Annotated in this window: 15 protein-coding genes and 2 pseudogenes; 2 read left to right on the top strand and 15 right to left on the bottom strand. The window is 63.2% G+C overall.

Annotation, left to right across the window (positions count from 1 at the left end; translation table 11 throughout):
- Positions 1-154: 154 nt before the first annotated feature.
- The 7 genes and pseudogenes from ACT54L_RS11795 to ACT54L_RS11765 form a co-directional block, all read right to left on the bottom strand.
- Positions 155-919 carry a lytic transglycosylase domain-containing protein gene (locus tag ACT54L_RS11795; RefSeq protein ID WP_476085757.1) on the bottom strand — a complete coding sequence of 255 codons (765 nt, stop codon included), beginning with the start codon at positions 917-919 and terminating at the stop codon, positions 155-157.
- 3 nt (positions 920-922) lie between these two features.
- Positions 923-1270 carry a DUF736 domain-containing protein gene (locus ACT54L_RS11790; protein WP_476085756.1) on the bottom strand — a complete coding sequence of 116 codons (348 nt, stop codon included), beginning with the start codon at positions 1268-1270 and terminating at the stop codon, positions 923-925.
- Positions 1271-1315: 45 nt separating this feature from the next.
- Complete coding sequence (locus ACT54L_RS11785) at positions 1316-1861, bottom strand: S26 family signal peptidase (RefSeq protein ID WP_476085755.1); 546 nt, start codon at positions 1859-1861, stop codon at positions 1316-1318.
- Positions 1858-2376, bottom strand: a complete 519-nt coding sequence (locus ACT54L_RS11780; RefSeq protein WP_476085754.1) for a DUF2840 domain-containing protein — start codon at positions 2374-2376, stop codon at positions 1858-1860. Before ACT54L_RS11780 ends, ACT54L_RS11785 begins: the two co-directional genes overlap by 4 nt.
- Positions 2373-2627, bottom strand: coding sequence for a hypothetical protein (locus tag ACT54L_RS11775; protein WP_476085753.1), 255 nt, complete (start codon positions 2625-2627; stop codon positions 2373-2375). Before ACT54L_RS11775 ends, ACT54L_RS11780 begins: the two co-directional genes overlap by 4 nt.
- Positions 2624-3262, bottom strand: coding sequence for a ParA family partition ATPase (gene parA / locus ACT54L_RS11770; RefSeq protein ID WP_476085752.1), 639 nt, complete (start codon positions 3260-3262; stop codon positions 2624-2626). Before parA ends, ACT54L_RS11775 begins: the two co-directional genes overlap by 4 nt.
- A 208-nt stretch (positions 3263-3470) precedes the next feature.
- Positions 3471-4058 (bottom strand): annotated as a pseudogene (locus ACT54L_RS11765) (replication initiator protein A); the annotation flags it as partial.
- 59 nt (positions 4059-4117) lie between these two features.
- Here ACT54L_RS11765 and ACT54L_RS11760 point away from each other — a divergent pair.
- Both ACT54L_RS11760 and ACT54L_RS11755 read left to right on the top strand, forming a co-directional pair.
- Positions 4118-5289, top strand: a protein-coding gene (locus ACT54L_RS11760; RefSeq protein WP_476085751.1) for an IS3 family transposase whose coding sequence is annotated in 2 segments (ribosomal slippage) — positions 4118-4391 and positions 4391-5289 — 1173 coding nt in all. Because the reading frame shifts where the segments join, the coding sequence is not laid out codon by codon here.
- A 78-nt stretch (positions 5290-5367) separates the two neighbouring features.
- Positions 5368-5724 carry a hypothetical protein gene (locus tag ACT54L_RS11755; RefSeq protein WP_476085781.1) on the top strand — a complete coding sequence of 119 codons (357 nt, stop codon included), beginning with the start codon at positions 5368-5370 and terminating at the stop codon, positions 5722-5724.
- On the opposite strand, the pseudogene ACT54L_RS11750 reads toward ACT54L_RS11755, so the two are convergent.
- From ACT54L_RS11750 to ACT54L_RS11715, 8 genes and pseudogenes are all read right to left on the bottom strand, one after another.
- Positions 5701-5799: pseudogene (locus ACT54L_RS11750) on the bottom strand (AAA family ATPase); the annotation flags it as partial. The gene ACT54L_RS11755 and the pseudogene ACT54L_RS11750 sit on opposite strands and share 24 nt — an antisense overlap.
- A gap of 303 nt (positions 5800-6102) precedes the next feature.
- Complete coding sequence (locus tag ACT54L_RS11745; RefSeq protein ID WP_476085750.1) at positions 6103-7656, bottom strand: hypothetical protein; 1554 nt, start codon at positions 7654-7656, stop codon at positions 6103-6105.
- 22 nt (positions 7657-7678) lie between these two features.
- Positions 7679-8476, bottom strand: a complete 798-nt coding sequence (locus tag ACT54L_RS11740; RefSeq protein ID WP_476085749.1) for a TIGR02391 family protein — start codon at positions 8474-8476, stop codon at positions 7679-7681.
- A 7-nt stretch (positions 8477-8483) separates the two neighbouring features.
- Positions 8484-9299: a hypothetical protein gene (locus ACT54L_RS11735; RefSeq protein ID WP_476085748.1), complete on the bottom strand. Its 816-nt coding sequence runs from the start codon at positions 9297-9299 to the stop codon at positions 8484-8486.
- 46 nt (positions 9300-9345) lie between these two features.
- Complete coding sequence (locus tag ACT54L_RS11730; protein WP_476085747.1) at positions 9346-11091, bottom strand: DUF2326 domain-containing protein; 1746 nt, start codon at positions 11089-11091, stop codon at positions 9346-9348.
- Positions 11088-11315 carry an ABC-three component system middle component 6 gene (locus tag ACT54L_RS11725; protein WP_024350866.1) on the bottom strand — a complete coding sequence of 76 codons (228 nt, stop codon included), beginning with the start codon at positions 11313-11315 and terminating at the stop codon, positions 11088-11090. The genes ACT54L_RS11730 and ACT54L_RS11725 overlap by 4 nt, the downstream gene beginning before the upstream one ends.
- Positions 11312-12055 carry an HNH endonuclease gene (locus ACT54L_RS11720; protein WP_476085746.1) on the bottom strand — a complete coding sequence of 248 codons (744 nt, stop codon included), beginning with the start codon at positions 12053-12055 and terminating at the stop codon, positions 11312-11314. Before ACT54L_RS11720 ends, ACT54L_RS11725 begins: the two co-directional genes overlap by 4 nt.
- A complete protein-coding gene (locus ACT54L_RS11715) occupies positions 12045-12428 on the bottom strand; it encodes an XRE family transcriptional regulator (protein WP_476085745.1) in 384 nt (127 codons plus the stop codon). Before ACT54L_RS11715 ends, ACT54L_RS11720 begins: the two co-directional genes overlap by 11 nt.
- Position 12429 lies beyond the last annotated feature (1 nt).

Raw genomic sequence — 12429 nt, 5'->3', positions numbered from 1 at the left:
GAATTGCTGCCATGGGCGTGGAAAGCGGGAAATCCCGTCAAGAGCTGACATCAGTGCAGCCCCCGGACGGATACGGTTGTGGTGACTGCTCTTCCCACTTCTGACGCCGATTCCACGCCAGAACCCGACGGTGACGCAGGGAGTGCGAAGCCCATCATCGCGGCCCCGCACTGTCGGTTCGGGCCACGAAGAGACCATCCGATCGCGGTGCAGGCGGCGTTGGATCGCGTACGGACTCCGGCGCGGGTGGTGCAACCGGATCGCTGTCGGTCTGCTGCCGATCTGCACGCGGCCCGTTATCGACCTGCACGATGAAGAGCGGCGCTCGGGTCCAGGCGAGCGGATCGGCGGTGGCTACGGTGACGGGGGCAGCAAGATCGCCGCCGCCGATGATCGGTGCGAGAGCGGCGACATAGGCGCGCGTTTCGGCCGGCAATGGGCGGCCGATGGCGCGATATTCCTCGTAGCGCCCGGGACCGGCATTGTAAGCCGCCAGAAAGCCGGGCGAGCCGTAGCGGTCGTGCATCTCGCGCAGATACGCCGCGCCCGCCATGATGTTGTCGCGCGGGGCGTAGGGATCATTACCGAGGCCGTGTCGGGTGCGCAAATCCGTCCAGGTCGCCGGCATGATCTGCATCAGGCCCATCGCGCCCTTGGGCGAGATCGCGCGCACATCACCGCGGCTCTCGACGCGCATGACCGCGCGAATCCATTGCTCCGGGATGCCGAACCGGCGCGCGGCGTCCGCGATGTAACCAGCGTAGGGATCGCTGGGTGATGCCCGCTCCACCGGCGTGTCCTGTACGACGGCCGGGGCTGCCAGCGGAAGGGCCGTAAGCAGGCCGGAAAGGAGAAGGAAGGCTGTGCGCCGGACGATCGGAAACCGTCCGGCGACAGCGCGATGGCGGCGGACCTGCATCGCTCAGTCCCGCTCGCTGCGCTTGGGCGGGCGGTTCCAGTGCAGGCCCCAGGAAGACTTGTCGTCGGGTGACTGGAACAAGTTGGCGCGGATCGGCTGCACGAAAGACGGGTCGTCGAGCTGAAGCGCGAGGTAATCTCCGGCCTTCTCGCCGGTGCGCTTCCAACCGGCGCCGATCTCGGCGCCGGTTTCATTGTTCATGCTGTCGAAGACGTGGACGCGGAAATCCGGCGCATTCTCGGCGTCCGACGACTCCGCCGGAATGATGATGATGTCCTGGTGCAGCAGGAGTGTTTCCAAGTGACCGATGAAGCCACTGTCGTCGCGGGTGAACTGACCGATCAGGGACATGATTGCCTCCGTGGATGTGCGGTGAGGTTGGAAAGGGGCACGCCGTCACCGCGTCGGCGCACGCCAGACGAAGCGACCGTTGCCGTCCTCGTCGGTGTAGAGAGGGATGGCCCGGCCGATCACAGCCGAGGCGGGAAGCGGCCCGAAGTAGCGACCATCGAGGCTGTCGCGGACTTCCCAGTTCATCAGGAAAAGTTCGCCCTCGGCGACGACGCGGCAGCCTTGCCAGACGGGCAGCGGATTGCCACGACGATCCCGATCAAGCGCATCGCCCATCGGCACAGCGTCGACGGTAATCGCGAGGCCCGCCCTGCAAACCCGCTGCCCTGGCAGCGCTACGACGCGCTTCATCAGCGGTACGCCGCGCGGCAGATAGCCGCCCTCGGCGAGAAAGCTCGCGAGCGGCTCTGGCGCGCGCACGGCGACCAGATCGGTGACGTCCGGGGACGGGTCGGGCTCGATGGCGTAGAGCCCGATCGGCGTGCTGGCCGATGCGTTCCAGATCAGCTTCGGCGCGAACGACACGAGGGACAGGATACCGAGCAAGGACACCGCACCCGTCGTGGTGATGGCGTAGCCGAGCCGGGTCATGCGCCGATCCTCTTCGCCAAGAGGAAGGCGCGGTGGCGCTGCATAGTGTAGGCGCGCGGCGTGTCGCCGACGGCAAAGCGATTGTGGACGTGCCGCCAATGATCGGGCGCAACCTCAAGCGGATCGATGCCGGTCGCCTCGATCGCGTCGATGTGCTGGAGCACGCGCTCCACCTTCGGCCAGCCATCGACGCGCAGTAGGATGTCGCCGCCGGGCCTCACGGTCGGGATGGTCTGGCAGGCTTCGCCGGGCGCGACGGCGCGCAGAATGTCGAGCCGAGAGAACACTGTGCCATGCTCGTTCGCGGCCCAGCGAACCAGCGCGAAGGCCGCGCCGGGAGGGAAGAAGAGGATGCGGCGGCGGCGGTCGAGAACCTGTTCGCGGACCTCGTGGCCGAAGCGGATCCAGTGCTCGGTCTGCTTCTCAATCCAGACGAGCTCGACCTGAGTGAGATCCTCCGGCGGCGCGTGAGGGGCGCGGCCGGCGCGCGCGGATGCGGCGGCAAGGCCGGTCATTGGGCGTCTCCTTGTGCTGGTGGGAATTCGCGCTCGAACAGCGCGCGCAGCATGTCGGCGACCGTCTGGCCGCGCTGGAAGGCCGCGATCTTGATCCGGCCACGCATGTCGGCGGTGACATCGATGGTCAGCCTGGCCGAGAAGTCGTTGGCGGGTAGAGAGCGCTGGGTTTGGCGAGCGGGCGCCTTGATCCAGCTCTCCGGATCGCCGGGCCGGGATGCGAAGCCGCGCTTGGGGGATCGTTCGCTCATACGCCGATCCTCGTCACCTCGATCGCAAGCGCTGCGATTTCGCGCGCGCCCGGACAATGTTCATCGTGCTCGGCGGCGACCCGGCCGGTCTGCACGACATCGGCGAAGACGATGCGCTGACCGATCGTCGTGGCGAGCAATGGTGGGTCGTGATCGGCGAGCGTCTCGGCGGTTTCGCGCGCAAGCACGGTGCGCGCTGCGCATCGGTTCAGCAGGAAACGGGCGGCGAGCTGCGGCCGATAGATCCGCGCTTCGCTCAACAGCGCGAGCATCTCGGCCGATGCCCAACCATCGAGCGGCGATGGCTGCACTGGGATCAATACGAGATCGGCGGCGAGCAGCGCTGAGCGCATGAGGCTGGCGACGCGGGGCGGCCCATCGATGACGACGTGATCTGCGTCACGCGCCAGCTCCGGCGCCTCGCGATGCAGGGTGTCGCGGGCCAGCCCGACCACACCGAACAGCCGCTCCAATCCCACCCGGCTGCGTTGCTGCGACCAGTCGAGAGCCGAGCCTTGGGGATCGGCGTCGATCAGGGTGACGCGCTTTCCGCTGCGGGCCCATTCGCCCGCGAGGTGCAGCGCCAGCGTCGTCTTGCCGACGCCGCCCTTCTGGTTGAGGAGCGCGACGATCATGACGGTCTCCCGGCGATCGGGGACTCGTCCACACGGCTCGAAAAAGCCGTTTGCGTTAGAAAGATTCCGAAGGAATCTAGGTTAGATAAGTTACAGGGCTCGCAAGCTTCTGATTCAGCGCGAGGAATCGGCGATTCCGGTCCCCGATAGCACGAGAGTCCGGTCCTCGATGGCACGATAGTGCCGGTCCCTGATAGCACGAGACTATTCACAGCTTATCCCCAGGGCGAGTTGTCGAGCGGCGACGGCGGCGCGGGATGCCGAGCGCGTCGGGATCGGTGGGTGCAAAGGACAGGATTTCGGGACCGCCGAGGCATTGCTCGATGGTGAGCCGGTAGCCTGGCAGCGGCTGGCGGCGGACGATGTCGCGCAGGTCGTAGGCGAAATGCTTGAGTGGCGAGAGACTGCCGGACTTGGCGTGGAGGTGCGGGAAGTCGAAGCTCCAGCCGAACTCCTGCTTGCCCCCGTGCTTGCGCACCAGGCGGTAAAGCCAGCGCTCCAAGCCGCCAGTGAGATCGAAGTATTTGCGATCGATCGTCAACACGAGCGCATCGTCGAGGACGGCGCCGTAGAACCAGTCAGGGACGATCAGCTCCAGACCCAGCGGGCGGCCGCGGTGATCGGCGCGTTCCTTCCATTCATTGATCCACGAGAAGCGGTGCATCCGCCGCTCCGTCGGTTGACGGATCGAGGTCGCGACCGTGGTCGATTGCAATCTGTCCAGCGCGGCCTTCAAGCGGTCGTAGTCGCGCAGCGAAACGCCGCGACCGATGAAGTTCAGGATCTCGTAGGGTGATCTTCCCTCGGTTTAGTGGACACCCATGTTAGCTTTTACGAGCTTCACAGGAGTGTTCGATGGGCACACGGCGTCGGGTGTTTCCAGAGGCGTTCAAGCGGGAGGCCGTTGACCGGGTGACCTCCAGCGGCCATTCCACCTCACAGGTGGCGCGGGAGTTGGGGCTGCACGAGACGGTGCTGCGCCGGTGGGTGAGAGACCTCGCCCCCCAGGCGACGGGGCCGGCGCGGCGCCCGATCCCGCAGGCGGCGGCCCCGTCGCCGGCCGACCTGGCTGCCGAGAACGCCCGGCTCAGGCGGGAGAACGAGCGCCTGCGGATGGAACGCGACATCCTAAAAAAAGCCGCGCTCATCTTCGGAGCGGCCTCCCGATGAAGTTCGGGTTCGTCGATGAGCATCGCCATGTTTGGCCGGTCCGTGTGATGTGCGCGGCCCTGGGGCTGTCAGCCAGTGGCTATTATGCCTGGCGTGCCCGGCCGGAGAGTTCGCGCGCGCAGACCAACCGGGCGCTCACCGAAGATATCCGGCTGATCCACGCCGAGAGCAGCGGGACCTATGGCGCCCCGCGGATCCATGCGGTCCTGCGGGGGCACGGTCGGCGCGTGGGCCGTTCCCGGATCGAGCGGCTGATGCGCCGCGCCGGCATCCGGGGCCTGGCGGCCTTGCCACGGCGCACGCGGACGACCGACAGCCGCCATTCTTACCCGATCGCTCCCAACAGGCTCGCGCGCAATTTCAGGACCTCCGCCTCGAACCAGATCTGGCTGGCGGACCTCACCTACATCCCTACCGGCGAGGGCTGGCTCTATTTGGCCGGCGTGCTCGACATGCATACCCGCAAGCTGGTCGGCTGGTCCATGCGCGAAACCCTGCACACCCAGATCGCGCTGGAGGCCCTCGCCATGGCCATCGAGCGCCAGAGGCCGGCACCCGGCGTGCTCCACCATTCAGACCGCGGCATTCAATATGCTGCCGAGGCCTACCGAGGGGCGCTTGCTACCGCGGGCATCACCCCATCCATGAGCCGAAAGGGCGATTGCTGGGACAATGCCCCCATGGAGAGCTTCTTCCACACCCTGAAAACCGAGCGGGTCCATCATCGCCTCTATGCCACCAGGGCCGAGGCGCGACGGGACCTGTTCGGATACATTGAGGGCTTCTACAATCCCCGCCGCCTGCACTCGGCGCTCGGCTACATCAGCCCGGCGGAGAAGGAACGCAGAGCGGCTTAACCCCGTCCACTTTTTCGGGGGAAGATCACGCAGGTAATCGCGGAGGTGGCGCGGCGCGGGATCGAACACCGGCACATCATGCTCGTCCTTGTCGACCGCAGCGAGTGCGCGTTGGCGAGCTTCGGTATATCTGGTGCGCGTGGCCTCGGGGTCGATCGGAACATATGCGACGCGCATCCCAACAAGCGTGCTGTCCCACGCGAGGCTCGGCAGCAGATCGATCGCGCGGTGTACGTCCTGGGCGCCTATCTCCAGCCAGATATCGACTTCCATGGTCGGCAACGCAGCGCCTTCCTCACCAGCGCCGAACGCGATGATACCCGGCCACAACTGCGCGCCGAAATCATGTATGTTGAAGCGGCCGTGCCCCGTAAAAAGTTGAAGCGCCTGCCCGACCGAGGTCTTGCCGCTATTGTTGGCGCCGACGAAGATTGAGATATCGGACGCAAGATCGATGACGACATCCTGCAACCGGCGAAAGTTACGGACGGCCAGCTTTTTCAGATGCATACTCATCCCCCCCGGTTCACGTCATGCCGATGCTTCACGCAAACCGACAGGCAGATCTCCATCTTACCTCTATTCTCGATGTCGGGCGAGCATGGAGGTTGTGGATATTGCGTCAGATTGGATGAGGCCATCCCGCTCACGACGGGTTGCAGACTTGGTCGATGACCCTCGCTATCGACACAACGACACTCTGAAGAAGACAGTCGCAAATGTCCCCGGCTGCGGTTTCTTGCCGCCCGCTGAAAATCACGGGGCTCGACTTAATCGCGTCGGTCAGTTGGCCCGTGGTAATGGGACAAGCCGTTAGTTCGCGCCGCGCGCGACCATGGTGATGTTCCTCGGATCGATAAGCAGTTTCAGATCGAAGACTGCGGCCTGGTCAGCCGCATATTCTTCCAAGTCGTCAACCTTCCTGCGAACATCGAGAGCTTCGAAGTGCGTCGACCGGTACTGCCAGTCCGGGTCTTCGGTCTTGGTGAAGAAAACCTTGGCGCTGAAGGTTATGCTGGTTTCGGCGAATGCCACTGAGTTGAAATACAGTCCTTCCGGGGGAGCCGACGTCTCCTCAATCACAAGAGATTGGAATTCAAAGCGAGCCTCGGTCCGTGGGTTAAGCAGGATATCGACCGCCATCCTCGCTTCATTCGCCTCCCAAAAACCGTTGAGCGGAAAGGCGGCGAGGGAACGCATGCCGGCGTTCGCGAGAAGACGGAGCCAGCCGTCCGCAAATGCGGAGAGGAGGGGCATTTCATCGAGGTACGGTCCTGTAACGGGCTGATCGACTGGGAAGGTAATCGGAGGAATTCGGTCGTTCCCAGTAATTGCCAGGGTCGCTCGGCCCGTCGCCATGAGCGTGAGCGCGCGAAGCAACTCCGCCCAGTCCTCCAAGGTATATTGCACATCATCGATCGAGCCGACGCTTTCGAACTTGAGACCGGCTGGTGTCAGGCGGAGGATGAAGTTCGAGGAGCGGATAAGAAGCTCTGGTCCATCAAGTTTCGCCAACGGCGGTCCGATAAACATCTCAGCGTCGAATCGTGCGGCTTGCCCGAAGCCGGGCCCGCGGATCGAAATCTCACAGGGCCCCAGAGTCGGAGGGACGAGGTGCAACTCCTCGATGTCGTCGAAGAGTGTGCCTTGATATGGAAGGCGTATGCCGAACCGGCTGTCGAACACGCGAAGGCGGTGCGGCTTCAAGGGCGCGAGGCCGAGCAGGAGATTGCTGAAATGCTCCGGCCCGTCGATCTGGATGAGGGCCTCGGCCTCGAAGCGGCCGTTCTCATAGCCAAGATCGGCGAGTTGCCGTTGCTTTTCGATTGTGTAGGCGCTGGGATTATCCCCACAGGCCGCACTCAGGGCTGCGTACAAGCCGGTCGGAGTGGGTTCGAAGCGCACCCCGACTTTCGCATAGTCGTAGCTGATATCGGTGTGATTGATGTCGTGCGCTTTGCGGGCCTCTGCCAGTCTCAACCGTCTGAGAACGCGAGCGAGCTCGTTTCCGATAAGGTGGACGAGATACGCTGACTGGAGTTCTCCATCACCACGCAGCCGAAACACGATGATGAGCGCCGGGCGAGGATCCTTGGCGAGGCGATCGATGGCCGACAGGCTGAGGCGGATACGGTTATCGGTACGGCCAAGCGTAGATTTCAACTGAACTCGGGCGGCATTGGTCGGGCGTTGATCGAGGGGTAGTGACGGCTGCCCGGCAGACCCCATCGGAAATTCGACGATAAAATCCCAGCCCATGACGTCGATGGCGCTTTTGTTGCAATAGAGACCAGCGCGTTCGCAGAGCACTTCGAACTGACGCTCGCCGATGCGACCGATGCGATCGGGTTCTAGGTCGTCTTCCATAAAGCTCCCGAACCTCTGATCATCACGCGCGTGCCGGCATGTGGGCCGCGTCAAGGCGCCGATGAATTAGCGATACGATCGACAGCAGGTCTTCCGCGTCTTCCTTGGACATTGCCCAATGTATCCGAGCCTCATGGGCAGTCGGGTTGCGGAACATGCCGAACGTGCCGCGGACCAGATTGGCAAGGCCGCTCTGCTCGCTGCGTTCGCTGGCCGTGGACAGCGCGTTGACGGCCAGAAGGGGCGGGTTGCCGGAGAGAACGCGATCCACGAGCGCAGCGCCGTCATCGGTCAGTCCCGTCCGGTTGCGCATCTTGGCGGCAACGCTTTTGACCGCTTCCTGCACCGCATGAAAGTAGTTGTCGGCCAGAAGCTCGGCCCGGCAGAACTCCAGGACGTCTGGGTGAACGCCGCGACCTTCAAGGTCCGCTCGCAAGTCGCGAGCGCGCCGTTGAGCCTCGGGTAAGGTCTGGGCGACATCCGCCGATTTCAACTCGCCGGACTCATCGACCACAAGTCCTGCGAATGCCAACGCCAGGTTTAGGCGAGCCCGCATAGGCTCATAGCGGTGCGGCTCGCGGCTGTAACGCGCCGGCTTCATGGCGAGCCGGATGAACTCAAGGATGTTGGTGCGGTTGCGTTTGGTGTTCTGGCATTCCGCGAAGGCGTTATAGATACGGACGCGCTTCGTCATAGGCCCCGGATCGGCAATCTTGCACGACGCAAGGAGGTGCTCGATCTCTGGCCCGGTCAGCCCTTCTGCAGTGTCGCCAAGCGCGCCGGCAATCGCTTCCAACTGATCTTGTGAAAAGAACGCCATATAGGCCTCACTGACCGTAGGCGAGCCGCCGCAGGAAGGTCCTGGCGGTGACGAGAACGACATGCAGGCGGAAGGTGCTGTGGTCTTCATCCGAGAGGCCCGGATGCGAACCCTCCGTGTGGAGCATTTTGAAGAGGCCGTTGACGTAGTTCTTGCCGTCCTGGGTCCACTCGTTGCGATCTGTGGCAAGAAAGCCGATCTCAGCGAGCAAAGCGCGCCGGTTTTCTGAGCTGGGCCGTTGACCCGCTTCCAGCGGTCGCACGTTGCGCGCGATGTCGTCGAACAGACTTTCCAGGAAAGTCCGGAGCTGGCTGTTGCAAGCCGCCCAATCGCCGCGGGTATGCGCTTCGATGGCCTGGTCGAGATGACCGAGAGGAGTTGTGAAGCCGAAGGACTTGAGAAGCTGATGCACCTCGTCGTCCGTTTGGGGGAGCTGGATGTCGCCGGGCAGTGCCGCGCGGATGGACGCGTTTCCTCCGTAGTCGTCCCACGTCAAAACGTATCCATCACGCGCAAGGCCACGTGCGAAGGCCGTTTGCAGAGCGTGCGTAGCGTGTTGTTGCGCTAGCTGCGCGGCTTGCCGGATCACCGCCTCGCCCAGGGTCATGCTGCCTTCGAGCGTGTCGAGCACGGCCTCGGCTCGTTGCACAACGATCCGGCCCAGCAAGGCACACTTGTTGGCGACGCTGAGGGAGGTGCCGGTGGAAATCTCGTCCTCCAGGCCGAGGCGGAGGACCATCTGGTTGAACCGTGCCTGGCTGTGTTGCTCCAGCAACTCAACGGCGGCGATCAGCGTGGGTCGGGTGAACGGCACAGATCTCATGCTGGGGACGCCCTATGGGCATGATCGTGCTTCACGTCGCCCCCGCTCAATAACGGAACCCAAGGAGGCTTCCGGTTGGATCAGTATCGGTGAGCCGGAGGCGGACGAGGCTCTCGTAATCAAAGCCTGACGTAAAGTCGCCCACGGGAACCATGTCGGTGTTGAGTGTGCAGATGTACTGGAAGCCGTGTTTTGCAGCCATCGCCGCGGCAAGTTCCAAAGCATGGGCGCGCTGCCGCGGGTCAACACCGTCGAAAATCGTGCTGTCGTGGATCAGGAAGTCGATCCCGAGACCACGCTGGCGCGCGAACGAGATCAGCATGAGATCGTAGCAGAAGATTTTCATCTTGCTGATGCCCTCGCTCGGGCTGCCCGCGATCTCGACGTCGAATTTGTACCCGGTGTCATCGATATCGATGACCAGGCGGCCGGGCGACTTGTAGAGGCTCTCCGAGAATTCCGAGAAGAGGCTGAGCGCCTGTGACCACAGCGCACGCCGCTCCTCATAGTCGAGGGTTGTCGCGCGTTTCAGCTCGACGGTCTCGACCTTGATCGTGTCGGCCTTGGTGGTCATCTGACGAAGCTGGGTTATCCTGTTGGTCAGTTCGTCGACCTTCAGCCGGGTGGCTGCATGCAGCTCCTGTAACTGCGTCAGTTCCTCCAGCGCGCCCTGTCCGGCAAGCGCGCTGAGGTAGTTGGCACGGCGATCCGTGAGGGTCGCGATGTCGGTCTCACGCTCGGTGACGGCAGCTTCGAGCGCGGCAATCTCGCCGGCGATGAACTCACGGCGATTGGCGATGATCTGGGCATTGAACGCCCGCGCATCCGCCAGCGTCTTCTTGACGGCGCCAGGCAGGGCGATGCCCGCCTCGCCGTAAAGGGCTTCCAGACGGTCTTCGGTCGGAGCGTCCTCGCTCACCAACGAGTCACGGTAGCGATCGAGCCGGCGCTTATCCACGATATTGGCGTTGACCAGGCCATGGATTTCGCTGGTCAGAAGGTTCGCCTGAGTCTCGATTTCACGGTACTGCGGAAGAACGCGAAAATTCGACAGCGCCTCGCGTTCACGCTCAAGCTGGGTTGCAAGGCGCAGGCGCTCGGCTTCGAGTTCACCGAGCGAGGCCAGTTCGCCGTCGACGGCTCCGGTCTTGATCGCCTGTTTGAGCGCATCGAGCGCGTTCTTTTGATCTTTGAGCTGCTGCCAGGTCGCGGCCTTCTCCCAATTCAAGCCGAGAAGGAAGGCATTGTGGACCTGAATGTCCCAAGTCTTCTGATTGTCGAAATGCTTGAAGGGGATGTTGTAGGCGGCTGTCTGGTTGCGCACGAAATAGGAAAGCAGCGACCGCGCCGAAGGCTTGTATCCGGATTCCGCCGACAGATCGCTAATACCGAATAGGGCCCAGGCAAGAACGGCTCGCCATTTCTTGGCGTCGAGACCCGGAACGCCTTCCTTGTTCGGCGTTGGCCGGACGGGCCAGTCGTCGGTGGCTCCTTCGATCGCGAAGAATCCGGGTGTATCGGTCGCTCGCGTCACAGCGACCTCGCGGCCGGACAGGGAGAGTTCCAGCGTGAACGACCACCCTTGCAAAGCCTCGATGCGAAGCCCTTTTCCGGGTGAGGTATTGCTGGCGAGGCAGAAATCGATGATCTCGATTAGCGTCGATTTGCCTAGGGCGTTCGTAGTGTCCTTGTCACCGGCCGAGGTGGATCGGTCGGCCAGGATAAGATTGACCCCTGGCTGAAGGAGCGCGGTGTGAAAGCCTTTCTGGTTGGCGCGAACGGCTCTGATCATGAGGCGGTCCTCACGATAAGGCCGTCCCGGATCTCGATCGCACCGATCAGATAGAGGAGGTTCGAGGCCAGCACGAACCGCTCGAAGTTGCCGACGTTCGGTTCCGTGCGCAGGCGCTCCCACAGGCCCGAAACGGTCATGGGCATGCTGAGATGCGCGAGCAGCGTAGCGCCGACGCCGATCAGCGCCTCGTTCTGCGGGATATGTTTGGTCGGAAGAATCATTTCTCAAACACGTCGCAGATTTCGAAGAGATAGATCAGAACGGCGATGCCTGCGGTCTTGTCGGCTTGTCGACGCAGACCGCGCTGGGCAAAGGCGCACATCAACTCGAAGAGCTCGTCGCCCTTATGGCCCTCTTTCCGGCGAGCATAATATTCTTCGAGGAAGCCGGCCTTCAGCCGTTCGGGAAAGTCAGGATCGAGCTGCGCTTCGGCTTCGACGTAATCGCCAACGGTGGCTCGCGAGGTCAGTCCCGCAGCGATGATGTGACGGGATCCATTCGAGAGCGCGTTCTTTTTGATTTTCTCGTCCGGCGCGAGGAGATCGAAAGAGCCATTTGGGGCCGGCGCTTGGCTCGCAACCCAAGAGACGGCGTTCTGCAATTCGGGAAAGGCGACGTCAGCAAAGGCCTCTTCCATGGCTTGGCGGACCTGCTTTTCGTGGCTTTCCTTCAGTTGCAGAAGGGGCGCGGTCGGCCAATCGGCCTCGACCTTGTCGATGATCGTGTGGTGATCGGTGCAGAGATAGATGAGGTTCCGGACGTTATCGCGCTCGTCATCGGTCATCGAGGCGTCATAGCGAGCCGCGGTCGGTTTCTCGCCACGGATGTGCGCCGCCTCGCCGACATAGGTGTCGTCTCCCACCTGGGCGTCGTAGGTGAGATGCTTGCCGCACTTCGGGAAGGCGCAGACGCCGCCACTTCGAAACGCCAGGATGATCCTCGTTGGATAACTAGCGCCCACGGCGACCGCCGATCTGCGCTTGCGTGCGACGGCTACGGGCCGCCGCCTGCGGAGGAGCACCAGCATCTCCGAGCTGGTGAATCCGCAAGGCGGGCCGCTTCGGCAGCTTGACCGTCAGTTCGAGTTCTCCCCCCACGGCCTCGACATAGCTGCGAAGCGTGGAGAGATACATATCGGTTTGCCGCTCGATCTGAGAAACCGAGGGTTGCTTGATGTTGAGGGCGGAGGCGATCTCCGCCTGAGCCTTGCCGGCGATCTGCCGCAGCTCGCGCAGGCCTTCTACCTCCTGCTTCATGTCCTGATAGCGGGCGTCGATGGCTTCCTGCTCTTCGGGCGGAAGCGCGGCGATGATGTCGTTCAGGCTACGGCCCATC

The organism is Aquabacter sp. DMC10 (assembly GCF_056314145.1).
The sequence above is the reverse complement of the archived record's forward strand: the minus strand, read 5'-3'. Positions and strand labels throughout refer to the sequence as shown.